The sequence below is a fragment of the Herpetosiphonaceae bacterium genome, assembly GCA_036374795.1.
Lineage (GTDB): Bacteria > Chloroflexota > Chloroflexia > Chloroflexales > Kallotenuaceae > LB3-1.
Window position 1 is genome coordinate 1 of record DASUTC010000215.1, and the last position, 22,470, is coordinate 22,470.

Annotated in this window: 18 protein-coding genes; 4 read left to right on the top strand and 14 right to left on the bottom strand. The window is 64.4% G+C overall.

Features of this window, described 5'->3' with window-relative positions:
* A partial coding sequence (locus tag VFZ66_16125; GenBank protein ID HEX6290718.1) for a S8 family serine peptidase occupies positions 1 to 2,228 on the bottom strand: 2,228 nt, incomplete at its 3' end.
* 643 nt (positions 2,229 to 2,871) lie between these two features.
* Here VFZ66_16125 and VFZ66_16130 point away from each other — a divergent pair.
* Positions 2,872 to 3,657, top strand: coding sequence for a hypothetical protein (locus VFZ66_16130; GenBank protein ID HEX6290719.1), 786 nt, complete (start codon positions 2,872 to 2,874; stop codon positions 3,655 to 3,657).
* Positions 3,658 to 3,744: 87 nt separating this feature from the next.
* On the opposite strand, the gene VFZ66_16135 is transcribed toward VFZ66_16130, so the two are convergent.
* From VFZ66_16135 to VFZ66_16195, 13 genes are all read right to left on the bottom strand, one after another.
* Positions 3,745 to 4,578, bottom strand: a complete 834-nt coding sequence (locus tag VFZ66_16135) for an alpha/beta hydrolase (protein HEX6290720.1) — start codon at positions 4,576 to 4,578, stop codon at positions 3,745 to 3,747.
* 68 nt (positions 4,579 to 4,646) lie between these two features.
* The gene (locus tag VFZ66_16140; GenBank protein ID HEX6290721.1) at positions 4,647 to 5,681 is read right to left on the bottom strand and encodes an SIS domain-containing protein; all 1,035 of its coding nucleotides are present in this window, start codon (positions 5,679 to 5,681) and stop codon (positions 4,647 to 4,649) included.
* 77 nt (positions 5,682 to 5,758) lie between these two features.
* Complete coding sequence (locus tag VFZ66_16145) at positions 5,759 to 7,435, bottom strand: family 10 glycosylhydrolase (protein HEX6290722.1); 1,677 nt, start codon at positions 7,433 to 7,435, stop codon at positions 5,759 to 5,761.
* A 51-nt stretch (positions 7,436 to 7,486) separates the two neighbouring features.
* On the bottom strand, positions 7,487 to 8,407 hold the full coding sequence (locus VFZ66_16150; protein ID HEX6290723.1) for a BadF/BadG/BcrA/BcrD ATPase family protein: 921 nt from the start codon (positions 8,405 to 8,407) through the stop codon (positions 7,487 to 7,489).
* Entirely contained in the window at positions 8,400 to 9,308 is a 909-nt protein-coding gene (gene murQ / locus VFZ66_16155; GenBank protein ID HEX6290724.1) for an N-acetylmuramic acid 6-phosphate etherase, read from the bottom strand. Before murQ ends, VFZ66_16150 begins: the two co-directional genes overlap by 8 nt.
* A gap of 10 nt (positions 9,309 to 9,318) precedes the next feature.
* Positions 9,319 to 9,819, bottom strand: coding sequence for a GNAT family N-acetyltransferase (locus tag VFZ66_16160; protein HEX6290725.1), 501 nt, complete (start codon positions 9,817 to 9,819; stop codon positions 9,319 to 9,321).
* 19 nt (positions 9,820 to 9,838) lie between these two features.
* Positions 9,839 to 11,041, bottom strand: a complete 1,203-nt coding sequence (locus tag VFZ66_16165) for an anhydro-N-acetylmuramic acid kinase (protein HEX6290726.1) — start codon at positions 11,039 to 11,041, stop codon at positions 9,839 to 9,841.
* A gap of 15 nt (positions 11,042 to 11,056) precedes the next feature.
* The gene (locus VFZ66_16170; GenBank protein ID HEX6290727.1) at positions 11,057 to 11,920 is read right to left on the bottom strand and encodes a carbohydrate ABC transporter permease; all 864 of its coding nucleotides are present in this window, start codon (positions 11,918 to 11,920) and stop codon (positions 11,057 to 11,059) included.
* 3 nt (positions 11,921 to 11,923) lie between these two features.
* Entirely contained in the window at positions 11,924 to 12,862 is a 939-nt protein-coding gene (locus VFZ66_16175; protein HEX6290728.1) for a sugar ABC transporter permease, read from the bottom strand.
* A gap of 70 nt (positions 12,863 to 12,932) precedes the next feature.
* On the bottom strand, positions 12,933 to 14,351 hold the full coding sequence (locus VFZ66_16180; GenBank protein ID HEX6290729.1) for a sugar ABC transporter substrate-binding protein: 1,419 nt from the start codon (positions 14,349 to 14,351) through the stop codon (positions 12,933 to 12,935).
* Between the two features lie 68 nt (positions 14,352 to 14,419).
* Positions 14,420 to 15,553, bottom strand: coding sequence for a DUF1343 domain-containing protein (locus VFZ66_16185; protein HEX6290730.1), 1,134 nt, complete (start codon positions 15,551 to 15,553; stop codon positions 14,420 to 14,422).
* Positions 15,553 to 17,127: a beta-N-acetylhexosaminidase gene (nagZ, locus tag VFZ66_16190; protein HEX6290731.1), complete on the bottom strand. Its 1,575-nt coding sequence runs from the start codon at positions 17,125 to 17,127 to the stop codon at positions 15,553 to 15,555. The genes VFZ66_16185 and nagZ overlap by 1 nt, the downstream gene beginning before the upstream one ends.
* Positions 17,124 to 17,858 carry a GntR family transcriptional regulator gene (locus VFZ66_16195; protein ID HEX6290732.1) on the bottom strand — a complete coding sequence of 245 codons (735 nt, stop codon included), beginning with the start codon at positions 17,856 to 17,858 and terminating at the stop codon, positions 17,124 to 17,126. The genes nagZ and VFZ66_16195 overlap by 4 nt, the downstream gene beginning before the upstream one ends.
* Before the next feature lie 171 nt (positions 17,859 to 18,029).
* Here VFZ66_16195 and VFZ66_16200 point away from each other — a divergent pair, with 171 nt between their 5' ends.
* The 3 genes from VFZ66_16200 to VFZ66_16210 form a co-directional block, all read left to right on the top strand.
* A complete protein-coding gene (locus VFZ66_16200) occupies positions 18,030 to 19,406 on the top strand; it encodes a peptidoglycan recognition family protein (GenBank protein ID HEX6290733.1) in 1,377 nt (458 codons plus the stop codon).
* A 169-nt stretch (positions 19,407 to 19,575) separates the two neighbouring features.
* The gene (locus VFZ66_16205) at positions 19,576 to 21,492 is read left to right on the top strand and encodes a peptidoglycan recognition family protein (GenBank protein ID HEX6290734.1); all 1,917 of its coding nucleotides are present in this window, start codon (positions 19,576 to 19,578) and stop codon (positions 21,490 to 21,492) included.
* Between the two features lie 194 nt (positions 21,493 to 21,686).
* Positions 21,687 to 22,470 (top strand): N-6 DNA methylase (locus tag VFZ66_16210; GenBank protein ID HEX6290735.1); only part of this gene is annotated, 784 nt, incomplete at its 3' end.

A 22,470-nucleotide genomic window follows, 5' to 3' on the forward strand; every position in this document is an offset into this window, starting at 1 on the left:
CAGAAGCCGCCCAGGCTTTCCCAGCCGCTCCAGCCCGCGCCGTCCCACCATTTGTGCCACAGCGCCCGATCCGACCCGATCACGAATACATCCAGCCGATTGGCGGACCACGAGGCCACGGCAGGCCCGTTCAGGCAGAAGCCGCCCAGGCTTTCCCAGCCGCTCCAGCCCGCGCCGTCCCACCATTTGTGCCACAGCGCCCGATCCGACCCGATCACGAACGTATCGATCCGGTTCGCGCCCCACGAAACCGCAGCAGGCGACGAGACGCAGAAGCCGCCGAGATGCTCCCAGCCACTCCACGTCGCGCCGTCCCACCACTTGTGATACAGCGCGCTGTCGCTGCCGATCACGAAGGTATCCAGTCGGTTGGGTGCCCACGACGCCGCTGCGGGACCATGCAGGCAGAAGCCGCCGAGATGCTCCCAGCCGTTCCAGGATGCGCCGTCCCACCATTTGTGCCACATCGCGCTGTCGCTGCCGATCACGAACGTGTCGATCCGGTTCGCATCCCACGAAACCGCGGCGGGTGACGAGAGACAGAAGCCGCCGAGATGCTCCCAGCCGTTCCACGATGCGCCGTCCCACCACTTGTGATACATCGCGCTGTCGCTGCCGATCACGAAGGCGTCCAGCCGGTTGGGTGCCCACGAGGCCACGGCGGGCGATTCCAGGCAGAAGCCGCCCAGGCTCTCCCAGCCGCTCCAGGCGGCCTTCGGCACGAGCAGATCGAAGGTGGCCTTGGCCTGGATGATGCCCGCGCCGGAGTGCTGATCCCAGCCCGCAGCGCCGATGTCTTTGGCCTTCTGCTGGAGCCCGGCCTTGGCCTGATCCTGGGTCAGATCGGGCTTGCCCTGCTTGAGCAGCGCCACTACGCCCGCCGCGATCGGCGTCGCCGCCGAGGTGCCGCTGTCGCTGCCGAAGTAGCCCTTGAAATGGGTGATCGAGCAGAAGTCGGGCTTTCTGGAATCGAGCGCCGCCGGTCCCTGACTGCTGTAGCCCACAAACTGCTCCCTGGTGTTGACCGCGCCGACCGTGATCACCCGTGGATGGCCGTTCGCGCCCCAGATGCTGCGGCCCGGCCCGGTGTCCGGCCCGCAGCGCCCATCGGGACAGGTGTTGCCGCAGTTGCCAGCCGCGAAGAGCACCATGATGCCCTTGTCGATCGCCTCGACGACTTTCTTGGTGAAGGGATGGCTCGGATTCGTCGCATAGACCGGGTCCCAGCCCTCCTGGAAGATACCGAAGCTACAGGTCAGGATATGCGGCGTGCCATCGATAGCACGCTGGTTGATCGCCCACTGGAACCCGGCCAGCGCGTTCGAGATGAACGGCCCGTCCGAGATCCGAATATCGTAGATCTGCGCCTGCGGAGCCATGCCCAGCACATCGGTCGCGCACATGTTGCCGTGATCGCCCCAGGCACTCGCCGTGGTGCCCCAGCTTGTGGTGGGCCAGCCGCCGATCACTCGTGGAATCTTGGCGGTTTCGCCCGGCCTGGGCGTGCGACCCAGCGCGGTGATGCCGCCATCGACCACGCCGACCACGATGCCTTCGCCGTGGTAGCCCGCCGCCCAGATCTGATCGACGCCGAGATAGTGCGCCACATCTTCGATCACGCCCTTGGCGGTGCCCGGCGTGCAATCGCACGTGCCGATCGGACAGGTCGCCATCGCCGCCTGAACCGGCTGCACCAGGCTCGACTCCAGCTCGATCACGCCCGTTGTGGTAAACGGCGCGATCGGCGTATCTTTATACACGCCGACCACATTCGGCTGGGCCTCCAGCTCAGGGATGCGGCGCGGATCGATCATGCCGCGCACGACCACAACCTCTTCCTCCAGCGCGCTGGCACTTTCCGCGCCGAGCGACGTGCTGCTCGGAATCGGCGGGAAGCTGGTATCCACCTGAAAGCCCGGAACGCTAAACGACGCGGCCATGCTGTACGCTTCGCTCGCGGCCTGCGTGCGAGGCATGCGTATCTCGACCAACACCTGCTCCAGTTGGTCCCCAGATTCGCCCGACTCGCCGTGCTCCATGCCGCCACCCGGCATTCCGCCAGCGCCAGCAGGCTCCATCGAAGACTCCTGCCCTTCCATCTGGCCGCCTGGCATCTCACCGGAGCTTTGCGCACCCATTCCGCCGCCGGAGCTTGGTGCATTCATCTCGCCGTGCGGCATATCGCCAGCGGATTCCTGAGGCGTATCGTGACCATTATGCTCTTCCATGTTGGGTTCTCCTGTTTGTAGCCGACCCCGCGTTGAAACAGACGCCGTCCGCTTGCCGTGCTTTTCCTTTTTTTTGCGCGCCTGCTTTTTGGCTTTCGACAAATTGCAACCTCCTTTACCGTGTCGGCATGGAGACGTGTTCGGCTGCTTCGTGCGGCCTACACGAAGCCAACCCAACGCGCGTACATACAGGACACAAGATTGCCACCGGAGACACAGCAGCCTGGACGTTAACAAAGGGCAGATGCGATCAAGCATCTTGCACTTCGACCGGGTCTTTCATCACCGGGCGGACGTAGTGGAGCTGATTAACCTTCGGCAGAGCAGTACTCGAAGTCTTTTCTGAACCTGCAACAATCATTCAGGGATCGAAAATGAGGCCGTGATGATGTCCAAACGACAGGTTATGTCAACCGAGCAGAATCGCGGTTGAAATGCAGAGGTACAGTGTGGAGAGATGTACTAGGAAACCTAGTGGTTAGAGCCATGATACACCCGCTGTGATCGCGGGTCAATGATAAACGCTCGCGTCTCAGCGGCTTCAAGGCCAGACGAGCCGATCAATCGGTGGCCGGTCCTCCCTGGTCTGCTTCTTGCATTTCTCCCTGCGACAACCAGGTACTCGCAGGAGAGGAGAAAAGAGATGCGGGTTCGGCTAGCGTGGGTAGCGCTTCTGGCGCTGCTTTCGATGGTTGCGTGGGGTAGCACTGCCTCGGCGCAGAACACCAACGCGAATCAAACGTTCACCCTGGTGCCAGGCGGCAAGGCGACGATCGACTTCCAAAGCTTCTGTATCGACTACGGCAAGAAATTCCCGGAACAGGTTGGCCTACCGCCAACCAACGTGGCCGATCCGACCGTGGTCGGAGCGCTCAACAACGCCCTCGCCAAAGGCTACACCGGCAGCAGCGCGCGCGAGGTACAGCTCGCGATCTGGAAGGCGCGCGGCGCGACCGACGCTCCACAGCCGGGCAATGTCGGCAATGAGATCGCACAGAACTTGCAGCAGCCCGCAGCACCGCAGGGCGCGACCTCGGTGATCGACGCGCTCAAGAATAACCAGATCAAGATGACCGCCGGATCGTGGCAGGGCATCGGCGAGAAGCTCAAGATCGGCGCGACCGACGACTTTTATCAGGGCCAGGGCCAGATCCAGGTCGAAAATACGTCGAGCCAGGAGCTAACGCTGTACATGCCGGTCGGCACGGTATTCCCCGCGCCCAGCGCCGAGTTCCAGAGCATGGCCGGATACGCCACCAACGTCTCGGTGAACAATCCCGCTCCGACTCAGGCGGCGCAGCAGGCGCAGACCTTGCCCGACACTGGCCTGACCGACAAGCTGCTCGATAGCCCGTGGCTGCTGATCGCCTATGCGATCGTCGTGGTGCTGTCGGGGCTGTTCATTCGCCGCTACTACGCTCGCGCCTGACATCGATCGCATTGATCGACAGCGGGACACGCGCCATGCGTGTCCCGCTTTGCTGTCTGCCGACCGTGCGCCTGGATCAAGCTATGGTCAATCCTCGATAAACGCGCGGATCGTGTGGTTGACCAGCTCAGGCTGCTCGTGGATGATCCAGTGCGACGCATCGGCGACGCGCTTGAGCGTGAGATGCGGCACGACCGCGTCCAGCCCTTCCAGGCTGCCGGTCAGCACAAAGCTATCCTGCTCGCCCCAGATGACCAGCGTCGGCGTCTGCACCACGTCCGAGGGGTGATCGACGCTGCCCATCGCCCGGTAGTAGTTCAGCGCCCCAGTCAGCGCGCCCGGCTGCGACCACGCCTCAAGATACGCCGCCTGATCCGCCTCCGTCATGTAGCCGTTTTGCAGCCCCGCGGTCAGCAGCGTATTCTTGAGCGCCGCGTAGTCGTCTGCCGCCAGCCGCTGCTCGGCTTCGGCGCTGCGCAGGCGAGCCATGTACCTGCTCGCGCTGCGCTGCTTCGGGTTATCGCGCAGCTCACGGCTAAAGATCGTCGGATGCGGCGCGTTGATGATGATCAGCTTCTCCAGATACGCCGGATACGACAGTGCAACATGCCACGCCACCACGCCGCCCCAGTCGTGCCCCACCAGGATGCAGCGCGAGTGGCCCAGGTGCTCGATCAGCCCGCGAATATCCTCGACCAGCAGCGGGATCTGGTACTGCTCCACCTCGGCGGGCTTCGACGACAGGTTGTAGCCCCGCAGATCTGGCGCGACCGCCTGATGATCGCGGCCAAACTCCGCAAGCTGGTGCTTCCAGGCATACCAGAATTCGGGAAAGCCGTGCAGGAAGAGCATCAGCGTGCCGCTGCCCTCCGTCACATAGTGCAACTGAATCCCGTTGACCTCGGCGTACTGGTGCAGCATCGTTCTGTTTCCTCGTTCCAGGTTGCCCCTTTGTTCTTTGTTGCCTTGTTCGCTTGTTCTATCGGCCCCTACCGCGTCAGCGTCACCTTTTGCAGCCCGCGCGGCCTGTCGGGCTCGAAGCCTTTAGCGAGCGCCAGATGCAGCGCCAGCAGTTGGCCGGGCACGATCGCGGTGATCGGGCTGAGCCATTCGGGCAGCGGCGCGGCCAGCGGCAGAAACGTGGTCGCCAGATCGCGCACATCCTGGCGATCGGAGACGATCAGCAGCTCTGCGCTGCGCGCTCTCAGCTCGTGGGCCAGCGCCAGCATATCGTCAAAGGCCGCGCCGTCGGGCATGATCAGCATCACGGGCGCGCCCTCGCCGATCATCGCGATCGGGCCGTGACGAAAATCGGCGGAGGAGTACGCATTCGCCACCACGTAGGTCAGCTCCTTGAGCTTGAGCGATAGCTCGAAGGCCGTCGCGTAGTTGTAGCCGCGTCCGATGATGATGCAGTGCTCCATGTAGCGATAGCGCTCGGCCCGCTGCGCAACGCCGTCGACGCCCGCCAGCGTCGTCGCCAGCGCTTCGGGAAGCTGCCGCAGCTCGTCCAGCCGCTCACTCGTGCGGCTGAGCGTCGCCGCGAGCAACGCCATCACCGTCACCTGCGCCGTGTAGGTTTTGGTCGCCGCGACGCTGCGCTCCTGCCCGGCGTGCAGCTCGATCACATGGTCGGCTGCGGCGGCCAGCGGCGATGCGGCGTCGTTGGTGATCGCCAGCGTGGGCCGTCCCTGCCGCCTGCCCTCCTCCAGCACCGCCACGATGTCCGGCGACTGTCCCGACTGTGAGATCCCGACCACCAGCGCGCCCGACAGGCGCGGCGGCGTATGGTAGAGCGTGTACAGCGAGGGTGTCGCCAGCGCCACGGGATAGCCCGCCAGGCTGGCCCAGGCATACGTAGCGTACGTCGCCGCGTGATCGGACGAGCCCCGCGCGGCGATCAGCGCGTAGCTAAACTCCGGCAGCCGCTCCGCGATCCGCGCGACCGGCCCGATCTGACGATCCAGCAGGCGCGCGATCACCTCAGGCTGGCTGTGGATCTCCTGTTCAAGCAAAGAAGTCATGGTCTGATCCTGTCGTTACCACTCCGGTTAACCAAACGGGGCAGCTTGCGCCGCCCCGTCCGTCCTGCGCTCCTGCGCTAGCGCTCGCCGTTGGGATACACCTGCTCCTCACCGGGATCGAAGCCCTCATCGGACTTGACCGGGCGACGGCCTTCGTGGCCCTTCGCGAACGGCGTCAGCTCGGCGCTGGCGACCTGTCCGGCCTCGACCGTCACCACCGCCACGCGGCGTCCGGTCACGCGCTCGCCGTCGACGATCACCTTGTAGCGGCCCGGCGCGAGATCGACAAAGCCGAACCAGCCGGAGCCGTTGGTCACTTTCGCGGCGACAAAGGCATCCGTCTCGGCGTCGTACAGCTCGACGCGGATCTGATCGAACGGCGTGCCGTCCTCGGTCGTCACGGTGCCCGCGAGATGGCCCTTGGTCGGCTGCGTCTTCCAGGTCATCTCCGGCACCACGGCACCATCGGCGAAGACCGGCGGCGTGATCGGATCGTACGCGCTCGGCTGCGTGAGCGCCTTGGTCAGCTCGGCGCGGCCAATATCGCCGGAGCGTCGGCCCTCGTTGGTCAGGTTGTCGGGCGTGCGGTACGAGTAGCCGACCCAGCCAACGGCTGAGTTGCCCGCCGCGCTGGGCGCGAGCGCCTTGCGGACCTGCGCCACCGAGCCGCCGCCGACGTGATCCGCGCCAGCGCCGACATAGTTCAGGTAGATCGCCGAGCCGATCGCCGCCTGACGATTGTGCTGCTGATCCTTGATAAACTCGTTCCACTCATGGTACATGCGCTGCTGGTTGTTCGGCTCCGTGACGAAGTGCTCGCGCTTGTAGTTCATCGGGATGTTGAGGTCGAGAATGCCCTCTTCCATCCAGCCGCGCCAGTCTTGCAGCACCTCGGCGTAGGTGCGCGTATTCTCCCAGCCGCCCTGGGTCTGCGGGCCGTAGCCATAGGTGATCGTATCGGCGCTGACGCGCACGTTCGGATTGATCTTGTAGGTTTCAAGATAGACCCGCCGCACGATGTTCGTCACCTGATCGCGCCGCCACTGCGCCCACTGCGGATCGGTCGGCGCTGGCCGGTCGGTGCGACCCGTCGCGGCCTGGAAGCGCGCCACGGACACGGGATTATAGCCCCACGACGGAATGTTGATGCCCAGCGTGAAATCCGGGTAGCGCACGCGGTCGAAGTTGATGCCGTCGACATCGTAGTTCTCGACGACGCTGGTGTACATGCTCACGATATAGTCGGCGGCGTCGGGATGGCCCGGATCGAGGTAGTAATCGGTTCCGCCGCGATTCGCGCCGTCGGAGCGCAGCATGATCCAGTTGTCCGCGCCGGTCTTGGACGGGCCGTGCTGGTTGAAGACGTGGCGCGGATCGAGCGGCGCGACGGCGCTGTTCCAGATCGCCGTGGTAATGATCCAGGCATGCACCTCGATGCCCTGTGCGTGCGCCTTGTCGATCAGGCTCTGGAGCGGATCGAAGGGCAGCGGCGCGATCCCTGCCTGGGTGCGCGGCATGATCGCCTTGTTGCAGAAGCAATCGCCGCGCCGCCCAATCTGCGCGACGATCGCGTTCATGTTGGCGGCTTTGGTATCGGCGATCAGCTTATCGATCTCGGCCTCGTTGAAAAGACCAGCGCCGAAGGCATCGACCCAGTAGGCGCGAAACTCGGATGTTGTGGCCTGGGCTGGCCGAGCCGCTAGAGCGCCTAGCAGCATCGCCAACAAACCAACCATGCTCATAAAGCGTTGCATGTGAGATTCCTTTCATCACGACATTGTGTGTGCTGAACGGCTGCGTTCTTCCTACCTTGAAGCGGGCGTTTCAAGGAGCCGACGTGCGATCACCAGCGCGCCACGGGCCGGATCGTCCACCGTGCGGAGCGGGCCGAGCGGCACGCCCGCGTGAGCGACGATTCCCTGCTGCAATCCGGCATTGGCGACGAGCAGACCGCCGCCGCAGGCCACGGGCGGCTCCGACAGATCCAGCCTGCGCACCACCGCCGCCGCCAGCCGTCCCAGCTCAAGCGCGGCGCGGTCCATGATCGCCTGTGCATCGGAATCACCCTGCGCGGCGAGATTCGCGATCTGTCCCCCCAGCGTCGCGATCATCGCCCGCGTGGTTTCAGGCCGATAGACATGACCGATCAGGGCGCTGGCATCCGTCAGTTGCCAGTGGTCGAGGATTGCGGAGAGTACCGCGTGAGCCTGCGCTCGTCCATCGGCGGTTTGCGTCGCCAGACGGAGCGCCTGCACGCCGATGTCGTAGCCGCTGCCTTCGTCGCCGAGGAGATATCCCCAGCCCCCGGCGCGAGCAGTGCGGCCATCGGGAGCACGACCGTAGCAGATCGAGCCGGTGCCGCAGATCAGCGCCACGCCCCAACCCGTGGGCGTCCCTGCCGCCAGCACAAGCTCCGCATCGTTGACGATCGTGAAGCGTGGCGCGAACGCCTGGCGCGTTACCCACGCTGTGTACAGCTCCCGGTCGGCGGGTCGATCGACACCGGCCAGGCCAAAGCAGGCCGCGACGATCGTGTCGTTCGCTCCCGCATGGCTCAGCGCCGCGTCGATCGCCTGACGCAGCGCGCTGGTCGCGGCATCCCAGCCAACCGATTGGTAATTGCTCGATCGAGCTGTGCCGACGCCCAGGATAGCGCCGTCGCAGCCTGCGAGCAGGGCGCGGGTTTTGGAGCCCCCGCCGTCGACGCCCAGGATTAGCTCAGCCATCGGCGTGCATGTCGGCGAGCGCCCGCCGCACATGACCGGCGCTCGCGGCAAGACGACGACGGGCTTCCGCCGCGTCCGTTCCCGCCAGGGCCATCACCACCGCCGTTTTCGCCTCGTAATCCGCGGCCTGGAGCAGCCGCCGGGCTTCATTTAAATTAACGTTTGTTGCCCTCGCTACGATACTGGCAGCGCGCTGACGTAATTTCTCATTCGTCGGCTGCACATCGACCATCAGGTTGCCGAAGGTCTTGCCCAGGCGGATCATCACCGTAGTGCTGAGCGTGTTGAGCACCAGCTTCTGGGCCGTGCCTGCCTTCATCCGCGTCGAGCCGGAGATCACCTCAGGGCCGACGACCGGCGCGATGATCAGGTCCACAGCCTCGGCCAGCGCCGACGGATGCGCGCAGGCCAGACCGGCCACGAACGCGCCGCGCCTTCGCGCCTCGGAGATCGCGCCCAGCACGTAGGGCGTGCGACCGCTGGCGGCGATACCCAGCACCACATCGTCGGCTGCTACGTTCAGCTCGGCGATGTCTCGCGCGCCCAGCGCGGCATCGTCCTCGACCGCCTCGATCGACTCGATCAGCGCGCGCGGCCCTCCGGCGATCCGCGCCACGACCAGCCCCGGATCGACGCCGTAGGTCGGCGGACACTCAGCCGCGTCGATCATGCCCAGCCGTCCCGACGTGCCCGCGCCGATATAGATCAGCCGACCGCCGCGCTCGATGCGCGCCACGACCACATCGGCCAGCCGCGCGATAGCGTCGCCGACCGCCGCTACCGCCGGAGCGACCCTCGCATCCTCCGCCGCAATCGCCGCGACGATCTCGCGCGTTCCAAGCGTGTCGATCTCCGCTGTCGACGGATTGATCGCCTCGGTTATGGTCTGATTCAGGCTCAACCTCTACCCCCTACACAGCGTGTTCATCTGCTTGTGGCTTCGCGCGCAGCATGCCGCGATACACACCGGGCGTCGAATCTTCGATCAGCACCGCGCCGACCGTCCTGGCATAGAACTCGGCTGGTCCGACGCCGCCGATGATCGCGTAGCCGAAGCCCTGCGCCGCCATCGCGTGGAGACAGGCCAGCAGCAGCACTCGCCCGATGTCGCGGCCACGTACCGCCGGATCGACGCCGATCGGGCCGAAGAAATTTTTGCAGGTCGCGTCGTAGCACGAGAACCCAACCAGACGCTCCGCCTCCACCGCCACAAAGCACGATACCGGCTGGTTGGCAAATGTGACCTCGCACTCGCTGGCCCAGGGCAGGCTCCAGTGCTGCCGCACCCAATCGACCACCACGTGCTTCTCCGGTGCCAGCGCCCGGCGAATATCGACGCCTGCCGCGCGCTGCGCCGCGATCAGCGGCTCCACCTCGGGGAGCGTGTAGAGCTTGACCAGCATATCGGGCATGGCTATCTCCTTCTGCGGGCTACGGTTCGATCAGATAGGCGCGGCGCGGTGGCGTGGTCGGCGCGGATAACACGCGCCTGAGCACAGCGCGGTACGAATCGCCGGGCGTGATACTGCCCAGCACCACCGGACGCGCCGCGCCGGTCGCTGCCGGAACGTTGTTCGGCCAGCCATGCAGGGCGGCGTAGCCCAGCAGCGCAAACGCGACCGCCTCTTTGGCGTCGGCGCTCAGCGCCAGATCGTCCACGGGCCGCACCCTGGTGGAGCCGAGCACCGCCTGCAACATCCGCATCAGCGTGGGATTGCGTGCGCCGCCCCCGCCGATCAGCGCCTCGTCGACCTGCGGCAGGTAGCGCTCGTAGGCCAGCGCAATGCTGCGCGCCGTCAGCGCGGTCAGCGTCGCGATCGTGTCGTCGGGCGAGAGGCCACGCTCCCGCGCCTGCGCGACATAGGCCCGCGCCTCGCCCGGCCCCCACTGCTCGCGCCCGGTCGATTTGGGCGGCGGCAGCTCGAAGAACGGATGCGCCAGCCACGCGGCCAGCAGCACCTCGTCGATCCGACCCCGCGCCGCCATCTGTCCATCGCGGTCGAAGGTTGTCGCGGCGCCGCTCAGCAGCCGCACCGCCTCGTCGATCAGCACATTGCCGGGGCCGGTATCGAAGGCCAGCTCCGCGCCGTTGGGCGAAAGATGGGTCACATTGCCGATACCGCCGATATTTTGCACGGCGCGATGCAGACGATCATCGGTAAAGAGCAGGTGATCGAGATACGGCACCAGCGGCGCGCCCTCGCCGCCCGCCGCCATATCGCGCGGCCTGAAGTCCGCCGCCACCGTGCAGCCGGTTCGCTCGGCAATCACCGCGGGCGATCCCAGTTGCAGCGTCGAGCGCACCGCGCCGGGCACCACCTGATGATAGACCGTCTGGCCGTGCGAGGCGATCAGATCGACCTCCGCCAGCGCGACGCCCGCCTGCTGCGCCACGGCATTGGCTGCGTCGGCAAACGCCTGGCCGAGCAGCACATTAACCTCGCAGACCTCGGAGGTCGTGCCGCGCTGCGGCGGCAGCAGCGCCCGCACCCGCTCGCGCAGCGCCTCGTCGAACGGCTGCATCGTGAACGCGCGCACATCCAGGCGCAGCGCATCGTCCACCCGCTCGATCGCGACCAGCGCCGCGTCAATCGCGTCGATCGAGGTGCCTGAGATCAGCCCAATCACCAGCATCGCAGCTCCCAACCGTCAGCCCTTGAGCGCGCCCATGCGCACGCCTTCGAGGAAGTAGCGCTGGAACACCAGGAAAAAGATCACCATCGGCAGCGCCGCGAGCGCCGCGCCCGCGAAGATCAGCCCGTAGTCGGTGCTGAACTCGCCCTGAAGACTGGCAACGCCCACCGGCAGCGTATAGTGGACGCTCTTTTGCAGCACGATCAGCGGCCAGAGAAACGCATTCCACGAGCGCACGAAGGTAAAGATCGCCAGCGCGCCGAGCGCTGGCTTGGAGAGCGGCAGGATCACATTCCAGAAAACGCCGATCTCGGTCGATCCGTCGATCCGCGCCGCCTCTTCCAGCTCCGAGGGGAGCGTCTGGATATACTGCCGCATCAGGAAGATGCCGAAGACATCGGCGGTGCCGGGCAGAATCACCGCCCAGAGGCTATCGATCAGCCCAAGCTGGCGCGTCACGATATACAGCGGCACCAGCGTCACATGCGCCGGGATCATCAGCGTGCTCAGGATGATCCAGAACATGATGTTTCGGCCCGGAAACTGCTTCTTGGCGAAGGCGTAGCCCGCCAGCGTATCGAAGAAAATATGGAACAGCGTGATGCTCAGCGTTACGGTCAGGCTATTGAGCGCCCAGCGCCAGTAGTTGCGCGCCTGGTTGAAGAGCCGATCAAAATTTTCCAGGCTGGCATGGATCGGGATCAGATCCGGCGGCACCTTGATCGTCTCGCGCGTCGGCGTTAGGGCCGTGACGAACAGCCAGTACATCGGCCACAGCGAGATGATCGTCGTGACGATCAGCACGGCCCAGGCCAGAATCGAGAGCCAGCTTCGCCGCGCACGTGGCCTGGTCGGGGCGTAGTCTGTCGCAACTGCCATCGTCTAATACTCCACGTCGCTACGCAGCAGCCGGAACTGCACCACCGCCACCGACGCGATAATCAGGAAGAGAATAAACGCCTGCGCCGCCGCGACACCGTAGCGGAACTGCTGAAAGCCATTCTGATAGATCTGCGTGACGATCGTCTGCGTCGAGTTGCCGACGCCGCTCGGCACCATCACGAAGACTTTTTCAAAGACCTCGAAGCTGGCGATGGTGTAGAGCACCACAAGATAGAGCGTTGTCGATTTGATCAGCGGCAGCGTAATGTTCCACCACTTGCGGATCGGCCCCGCGCCGTCCAGCTCCGCCGCCTCGTAGAAATCTTTGGGAATGCCGCCCATCGCCGCGCTGAACAAGACCACGCCCGTCGCCGGAATCGTCAGGATCGTCGAGAGCGTAATGCTGTTGAGCGCGATATTCGGATCGGACAGCCAGCGCACCGGGCCAAGACCCACCAGGCTCAGCAAGAAGTTCAAAAAACCCCACTGTGTGTTGTACATCCAGCGCCAGACCATCGCGATAATCACCGCGCTGGTGACGGCAGGCAGGTAGTAGGCCGCTCGGAAAAATGTTTGCGCGTACTTGTTCAGCGGCTGGATCAGGCTGGAAAGGATCAGCGCGACGAAAATATTGGCGGTCACGGTCAGCACGGTGTAGTACAGCGTATTGCCGAGCGCCGTCACGAACACGCCGCTCTGCGTGGTGAACGCCTCGACGTAGTTATCGATACCGACCCATCTGCTGTTGCCGCGTAGCCGGAAGTCTTGCAGCGAGATCAAGAATGACCAGACGACCGGGATCAGCACAAAGATCGTGAACGTCAGCATGCTCGGCAGCACAAAGGCATAGCCCCAGCCGTATCGTCGGAAGAATCGCCTGATTCTGGAGCCGGTGCTTAGCGGCGATCTACGGGATTTTTCCAGAGCTACATTTGCCATAGGGGGTTTTTCCTCGATGGATCAGCAGGCCCTCACCCACACCAGGGCGATGGGGTGAGGGCCTTGCCTCCTACTTGCTCAGAATACCGTTGATCTCCGCCGCCGGAGCCTTGAGCGCTTCGTCGGGCTTGATCTGGCCCAGCACGGCGTTCTGAATCTGCGGATGGATGATCGTGCGGATCTGCGGCCACTCCGCAATGATCGGCGTGATGTAGGTGTGCTCGACAAACGGCACGAACTTGCTGATCGGGTCGCTGACCTCGACCGACTTGCGCGCGCCCGGCGCGAGGTAGTAGCCCTGCACATCCTTGCCGACCTGCGCGCTCGTCAGGTAGCGCGCAAAGTCCATCGCCGCCTGAAGCTTGGTCTGGTCGTCGTTCGCCGCGACCGAGATCAGGCCGATGCCGCCCGCCGTCATCGGCTTGCCCGACTTGCCGATCGGCATGTCGATCACGTCGAAGTTGAGGCCGTCCGCCTTGTAGCCCGACGACGCGCCGCTCGGCTCGCTGTACATCGCGTAGACCTTCTTCTCCTTGAAGCCGGTCGAGATGTCCTGGCCGGTCTGCGTGCCGAAGTCGGGCGGCGTCACCTTGTGGACCTGCGCCAGATCGACGAGCTTCTGTAGGCCGCTGATCGACTCGGGGCTGTCGAAGGTGTACTTCGTGTTGTCCTGGCTCAGCGGCGAGCCGCCATCGCCCAGGATGATCGGCCAGGAGTTGACCACGCCGGGATCGATCACCGCCGTGTAGCCGTAGACCTGCTCGCCATTCTCGCGGGTGAAGGTCAGCTTCTTAGCGATCTCGACAAACTCCTCGTAGGTCCAGCCCGCTTTCGGCGGATCGACGCCCTTCTCTTTGAAGACATCCAGGTTCAGGTACATACCGACCGGCGGCACCCACAGCGGCCACGCATAGGCTTTGCCCTCGATGCTCACGGCCTCCAGCAGGTTCGGGTAGATGTCGGCCTTGTCTTCCTCGGTCAGAAACTCGTCGATCGGCGCGACCAGGTCATCCTGCACCAGCAGCGGCAGAATGTCCGACGGCAGACGGAAGACATCGACCGCCTGGCCGCCCTGCACCGCCTGGGTCAGCTTGGTAAAGCCCGCCTGATCGCCGGTATAGCCCGTGACCTCGACCTTGATGTCGGGGTTGGCCTTGGTAAACGCGGCAATCGCGGCGTCGGTCAGCTTGCCGGTCTGGTTGCCGCCGTCGGGCTGGTAGTTGAGCGCCCAGTATTGCAGCGTGCCTTTGAAGCCGCTCTTGCTGACCGCCAGATTATCGCCGGTCGCGGCGGTGGTTTCTGTCGTGGCCGGTGTTTCGGCAGCCGGAGCCGTCGCGCCCGCTGCCGGGCTTCCGGCGGGCGATGCGCTGGCGGCAGGCGGCGCGCTGGTGCCCGGCGTGGTTGTCTCACCCGACGGCGAGCCGCACGCCACCAGGACCGGGACGAGCAGCGCAAGCAGCAGGAGCCAGGAGATCCATTTCTGTTTCATTTAATCCTCCACATTGAGCGACAAAACCGATGGCGAATAGTGATGGAGCAAAGCGCCATGACCTCCTTTCAACGATCGGCATACAATAGCACAGGTGCCGTTCGCGCGCGAAAGGCTTGCTCGTACGCGGGCCAGGACGCCGTGATCGTCGCGATCGGCGCTCCGGCGCTGATCGCCTGACGAATCCGGCCCGTCCCGGCCAGTCGATCGAAGTGGGCCGCATTCCAGTCGAGATCTGCGGGATACAGGCGGGCGATCGCCGCGATCAGCGCCAGGCCCAGCGCCACGGGCTTCAGCGCGGCGGCATCGATCACATGCGGCTGAACGCCCTGGCAGAAGCTCCCGTCATAGACCGAGGTCTGCGGCTGAAAGGCGACCGGACGCCAGCGCACGCCGGGCAGATCCAGCCCGTTCAGCGCCTCGGCCAGATCTACGCCATCGATCCAGGGAGCGCCCAGCCACTCGAAGGGCTTGGTGGTGCCGCGCCCGACTGAGACGTTGATCCCTTCCAGCAGACAGGTGCCGGGATAGACCAGCGCCGTCTCCGCTGCGGGAATATTGAGCGACGGCACCGCCCACGGCAGGCCCGTCTCCGCCCACAGCATCGAGCGCTGCCAGCCAGCGCACGGCACGACCGTCAGATCGCAGCCCAGATCGGCCTCGTGGTTGACCAGCCGCGCCAGCTCGCCCAGCGTCAGGCCGTGACGTACGGGCACATCGTGCAGGCCCACCAGCGTGCGCAGCTCCGGCTCCACGCCGGGACCCTCGATCGTGCCGCCGACCGGATTGGGCCGATCGGCGACGATCACCGCCACGCTCGCCTGAGCCGCCGCCTCGATCGTTTTGATGATCGTCCAGGCATAGGTGTAAAACCGGCAGCCGACATCTTGCAGATCGCAGACGATCGCATCCAGCTTTGCAAGCTGCTCCAGCGTCGGCGCGAGGCGCTCGCCGTACAGGCTGTACATCGGCACGCCCGTGCGATCGAAACCACTGGCGACATGCTCGCCGGGAGCGACCGTGCCGTACAATCCGTGCTCAGGCGTGAAGATCGCGCGCACATCGGCGTAGCGCATCAGCGCGCGGAAGCTGCTGGTCAGATCGGGCAGCACGCCGCTGGCATTGGTCAGCACGCCGATCCGCCGATTCGTCAGCAGATCGCGGCGAGCTTCGATCAGCACGCTGATACCTGGCCGCACCATTAGTTGACTACTCCTTGCAGCGCCGCCGGTAGCGTCACCGGCAGGCTGCCTGTGGGCCGCGACCGCCCGGCAAGCACATCGACCAGCGCGTGCAGCGAAACATCGGGATCGCCATAGGTCAGCAGCGTAGCCGCCGCGCCGGAAACGACCGCCGCGTCGTATGGGCTGCGCGCCGCGACATGGATCAGCAGGCGGCCAAGCGCCGCCAGCATACGCGCCAGGCGGGCCTGCTCCGCAATCAGCGCCGCGTTGCGCGTCACCAGCACCACCACATCGCTTTCCTCAGCCAGCGCGCGCGCCTGCGCCAGATCGTCGTCGGTCAGATTGGGACTGAGCGCCAGGCTGGTACTGTTGGGAAACGCCCCCGCCACCAGCGAGCGCAGCAGCGCCGCCCGCTCGAAAGCTTCTTCCACGAGCGAGAAGCGCGGCAGCACACAATCGATCAGCGCCAGCCGCGTCTCGCGGGCTAGCGGCAGCGCACCCTTGCCCCCGATCAGCGTCACGCTGCGGCGGGCAATCTCCAGCGCCGCGTCGTACAGCGCGGGGTCCGGCTCCTCGTACGGCGGTAGCTCGTGCGTGATCCGGTACGTCGCCCGCAGCGCATCCAGACGCCGCGCCGTCGCCTCGAAGGCCTCCCGCGACAGGTGGCCCGCTTCCACAGCAGCCGCCAGCGCCCGCGCCACGCCGATCTGCGATTCGAGCGAGCCCAGCGGCAGCAAGACATCCGCGCCCGCCGCTTTGGAGCGCAGCGCCGCCTCGGCGGGCGCGTACTGCGCCGCCACCGCCTGCATATCCAGCGCATCGGTAAAGACCAGGCCGTCGAAGCCCAGCCTGTGCCGCAGCAGATCAGTCAGAATCGGCGCGGAGAGCGTCGCCGGATGCTCATCCAGCGCCGCAAAGATGATATGCGCGCTCATCAGCGCTGGAATGCCTGCCCGCAGCGCCGCGACGAACGGCGCAAGCTCGATCTGATCCAGCCGCGCGCGCTCGTGGCGCACCGTCGGCAGCCCAAGATGCGAGTCGATGTCGGTATCGCCGTGCCCCGGAAAATGCTTGCCCGTGGCGATCACGCCGGCCTCGTGGTAGCCGCGCAGCGCCGCCAGCGCAAACTCGCCGACCGCTGCGGCATCCTGTCCGAATGAGCGCGTGCCGATCACCGGATTGGCCGGATTGCAGTTGACATCCAGCACGGGCGCGAAGTTGACGTTGATCCCGAACGCCCGCAGCTGCCGCCCGGTGATCCGCGCGCAATCGTAGGCGGCGGCTGCATCGCCGGTCGCCGCCTGCGCCATCTGGCTGGGTGGCGTCGTCAGCGGCGCGCGCAGCCGTGTGACCGTGCCGCCCTCTTGATCGATCGCGATCAGCAGCGGCGGCAGCCCGATCGCGGCGGCATAGGCTTGTAGCTGGCGATTCAGCGCGTGGAGCTCGGCGGGCGAGCCAATGTTGTGCGCGAAGAGAATCACGCCATTCGCGCGCGTCTCGGCCAGGGCCTTGAGCACGTCGGGCGTGGCCTGCCGCCCCTCGAAGCTGAGCATCAGGCTTTGCCCGACCAGATCGACCAGTGAGCGCTTCATGCTTCTCCCCCGCGCAGCAGCCGCGCCACGAAGCGATACCGATCGCCGCGATAGATCGACTGGACGAACTCGAACGGACGCTGCTCGGCGTCGAAGGTGGTGCGCTGAATCCGCAGCACGGGCGCGCCTTCGGTCAGATGCAGTAGCGCGCGCTCACGAGGCCGCGCCAGCATCGCCTCGAACTCTTGCACCGCCTCGCACGGAATAATCCCGAACGTGTCCTGGAGCACGGCGTACAGCGAGCCTTCAAGGTTCATCGCCAGCAGCCGCTCAGCGCCGACGAACGACAGGCAGGCGGTTTCAAGCGCCATCGGCTCATCGTCGGCCAGCCGCAGCCGCTCAACACAGACCACCGACGATCCCTCGGCGATGCGCAGCCGCGCCGCAAGCGTACCGCTTGCCGCCGTCATCTCCAGCCGCACCAGCCGCGTCGTCGGCGTAAAGCCGCGCGAGCGGATGTCTTCGGTAAAGCTCGTGAGCGCCTGCACGCTCTGGCGAATCTTGGGCTCCGCGACGAAGGTGCCCTTGCCGCGACTGGTGTAGAGCCGCCCTTCCTGAATCAGCTCGGTGAGCGCCTGCCGCGCCGTCATCCGGCTGATGTCGTACTGCTCGCTGAGCTCGCGCTCCGAGGGCACTCGACCATGCGGCGGCAGATCGCCGCTGGCAACCTGCGCTTCGAGCAGCTTTTTAAGCTGGAGATAAAGTGGAACGGGACTGTGCTTGTTGAGCATGAACATTTGTGTTAAAATAGTTTTAAAGAACCATCCAGGTGGTCTATACCACTATAGTCCACAGGCCCGACGCTTGTCAAGCGTCGTTTCGCACCCGTCCAGACATCTACAGTTTCGGATCACATCCACCAGTTTCACTCCCCAGCAGTTGTTGCATAAGGAGATCCAGCTATGGCCGATCGTTCGCATTCGCACCCCAACCGTCGGACGTTCTTGAAAGGCGCGCTTGCCACAGGCGCACTGATTGGAGCGCCCGACATTGTCCGTATGCGTACCAGCGCCGCTCACGCAGCCCACCCGTCATCGCTCCAGGCAAACGGAACGCTGGCCGCTACCGCCGATGTTCGCGCGCGCGACTGGCACACGCTGCCGCGCAACGACGGCAGCACGATTGAAGCAGCTGCCTCGGACGCCGACGGCGATCTTCAATTGCTGCGCAACGCCGACGGCTCGTTTCAGAGCAGCCGTACGTTCGTCTCCGAGGTACAGCGCGTACCCGGTCGCTTCAACATGGTCGCGATGCACTGGGTCGCCGATCTTCCGTCCGGCACGACGATCGCCGTCGAGGTGCGCAGCAGCCAGGATGGACAGCAGTGGAGCGGCTGGTCGCAGGTCGGCCACGAGATCGAAGCCCGCGAACAGCGCGCCACGCCGTCGAGCTACGAAACCTACACCGATCCCGTTGAGCTGGGCCGCGCCAGCATGATGCAGTATCGCATCATCCTGGGAACGGGCGATCCCAGCGTCTCACCGACGGTGCATCGCGTCACTGCCACGCAGATCGATGCCCTGGACGCGCCGACGCTCGCCGATCTGGACGCGCGCGGCCAGGCGATCCCGTTCCGCGTGGGCAACGGCGGCGCGCCAACCGCCCGGCTGATCCTGCGCGACGGGCCGAACGGCTGGGGACCGGGCTATATCGCGCCAGATGACCCGCGCTACTGGCCGCCCTACACGGGCCAGTATCTCTTCCAGTTCGTGACGATCCACCACACGGCAGGCGCGAACAATCCCGAAAATCCGGTGGCAACCCTGCGCGCGATCTGGTACTACCACGCGATCTATCTCGGCTGGGGCGACATCGGCTATCACTTCCTGGTCGATCAGTACGGCAACGTCTATCAGGGACGCGACGGCGGCGATGGCACCGAGGCCGGACATGTCTATCGCTACAACCACTACAACTGCGGCGTCTGCCTGCTTGGTCAGTTCCAGCCGGGCGCGCGCGACGTGCCCTATCCCGGCGGCGAGCCAACCCGCGAGGCGCTCGATAGCGCGATGCGCATGGCGGCGCTGGAGTCGGCCTACCACGGCTTCAATCCGCTTGAGCAGCATGCCTATCCCAAGCCGAGCGACTGGTGCCGTCCGAAGCTCACCAACTACCGCGTCTGCGGCCACCGCGACTGGGGCCGCGCCGGTAGCTGCGTCGCCACCGCATGCCCCGGCGATAACGTGTACAAGCACCTGCCGTCGATCCGTCAGCAGGCCGCCGCGCTGATCCCGCAGATCAAGGATTTTCACCTGATGGAGATCTTGAACCGCAAGTAAGAGTCGGTCGGTCCGGCGGCGTGTCAGAGCCGCGCGCCGCCGGGCATCGTACGCCGACAGGCCCGGGGTTGGGGGAGCCCCCCAAACCTTCCCCCGTTTTGATGCAGAATCGGCTGTTTCTCGACCATGCGCCCTGATTCTGCCGGCTATTTTTCTAGGAGGATCTGCAATGCCGCATCGACAACGTCCTCGCTGGTGGACCCTGTTCACGTTTCTCGTGGTCGGGAGTTTTATCTGCCTTGCTGCGCCCCTCGCAGCAGCGCCCGTCGCCGAAACCGATCCCAACGCGATCCAGAGCGCCTTCGCCGCTGCCGCCCAGGAGTTTGGCGTGCCGGAAAGTGTGCTGCTCGCGGTCGCCTACAACGAGTCACGCTGGGAGCACCACGATGGCGAGCCCAGCACCTCCGGCGGCTATGGCGTCATGCATCTGACCGACATTGCCAGCATCGCGCAGCAGGAGGCCAAGGGCGAAGACCTCGACGCCATCGAGCGGAGTGCCGTTGACGATGCGAGCGCCAATACGCTGCACGCCGCAGCCGAGCTCCTGGGCCTCCACCCGGAGGCGCTCAAGCAGGATGCCGCGCAGAACATTCGCGGCGGCGCGGCGCTGCTCGCGCAGTATGCCCGCGAAACCGTCGGCACGACGCCCGCCGCCGAGGCCGATTGGTACGGCGCTGTCGCGAAATACAGCGGCTCGCAGGAGGCCGACGTTGCGCTGGGCTACGCCAATACCGTGTTTGCCACGATCAACCGGGGCAGCGCGCGCACAACCAGCGAGGGCCAGCAGGTGACGCTGGCCGCTGCGAGCGTCGAGCCGAACACTAGCACCGCCGACTCGCTGCACCTGCGCAACACCAAGTACACCGGCGCTGACTGTCCCAATGGCCTGGCCTGCCGGATCATGCCCGCCGCGTATGTGCTCAACAACCCGAAGAACCTCTCGGACTACGGCAACTACGATCTGGCCGATCGTGAAGCGGATGGCCTTGACATTCAGTATATCGTGATCCACGACACCGAAACGCCGTATGTGCCCACGATCCGCCTCTTCCAGAACCCGCGCGCCTACGTCAGCTCGCACTACGTCCTGCGCGCATCCGACGGCCAGATCACCCAGATGGTCGATAACAAGAACGTTGCGTGGACGGCGGGCAACTGGTATATCAACTCGCACTCGATCAACTTCGAGCACGAGGGCTACGCGATCGAGGGCGCGACGTGGTATAGCGAGCGCATGTACCAACAGTCGGCGCGGCTCGTGCGCTACCTGGCGCAGAAGTACGATATTCCGCTCGATCGCGCGCACATCATCGGCCACGACGACGTGCCGGGCATGACGCGCAGCCGACAGGCGGGCATGCACTGGGACCCGGGTCCGTTCTGGGATTGGGCGCACTACATGACGCTGATGGGCGCGCCGATCAATCCTAGCAGCGGTGATCGCGACAGCAACATCGTCACGATCAACCCGAACTTCGCCACCAACCAACCGCTGATGACCTACTGCTACACGTCGACTAACTGCCGCGAGGTGCCGCGCCAGTCGGCCAGCTTCGTCTATCTGCGCACCGCGCCGAGCTTCTCCGCGCCGTACATCATTAACCCATACATCAACCCGGCTCAGTCGTACGCCACGCGCGCCAACAACTGGGCCAACAAGGCGGCGACCGGCCAGCAGTTCTATCGCGTCGAGCGCCAGGGCGACTGGGATGCGATCTACTTCAGCGGCCAGAAGGCGTGGTTCTACAACCCCGACAACAGCAACACGACGCCCGGCAGCGGCACGCTGGTAACGCCCAAGGCCGGGCTAGCGTCGATCGCGGTGTACGGACGGGCCTACCCTGAGGCGTCGGCCTATCCGCCAGGCATCACGCCGCAGCCCTTGGAGAAGATCTACGACATTCCGGCGGGCCAGATCTATGTCTCGCAGGAGAAGGTGAAGGCCGACTACTACGCCGCGCCGGTCTACCGGCTCAACCCCGCCGAGCACACCGTGGTCGAGGGCCAGACCGAGTACTATCTGATCTTCTTCAACCACCGCTTCGGCTTCGTCAAAGCCAGCGATGTGGACGTGGTGAATCCGTAGCCAACGTCTATCTATTCGGCAGAAACAACGGGAGCGGTATTGCCGCTCCCGTCGTTGTTTGTGGCACCAGGTCGTCTTACTTGCACGTATGCATGGCGCTGAGTAGAATGCGCTATCCAACTCGTTCTACGGAACGGTAGCAAGGCATCGTTTGTCATGACGTACACTGCAATGAACAGATGTGCAGGCGGAGCATGATCGATCAAACAGCGTTCTTCAGCTCTGTGCCCGAAGAAGCATATACTGCATCGGTGCCTGATAGCCACAGAAAACGGCTAGGGCAATTTTTCACCCCTTCTAATGTCGCTGCATTCATGGCACAGTGGGTCGTCAGTAACCCTTCATGCCGCCGAATCCTTGATCCAGCCGTTGGATTAGGTATGCTCCTACGTGCAATTTTGGATCGACCCGATGCAGATAGATTTGACTTGCTGGGATATGACATTGACCCGGTGGTTTTGGAGCGCGCGAGGCTCCTATTTTCAAGCTCTGATTATACAAATATTGAGCTATTGCATAAAGATTACATGTTCAACGACTGGAATAGTCGATACGACGGGATTATCTGCAATCCTCCGTACTTAAAATTTCAGCAGTACAAAAACAGGACGGCAAGCCTACAGGAGTTTGAGTCGCGTCTCGGCATGACATTGAGCGGCTTAACGAACATCTACACGATGTTTCTCCTTAAATCAGCCAATCAGCTATCAGTCAATGGAAGAGCAGCCTACATTGTTCCATTAGAGTTTCTCAATGCTGATTATGGTACGATGATCAAGAAATATTTGCTCAAGAGCAAGACACTGCGATACATCATTATTTTCGACTCCGATAGCAATCTGTTTGACAACGCGCTCACGACATCTTGCATTCTTCTTCTAGCCAACGACGAATATTCAGACGCCGTTACATTCGTCGATGCCAGGTCCATAGCTGATTTGTCCGAGCTACAGCAGCAGCTTATCAGCTATCCTCACG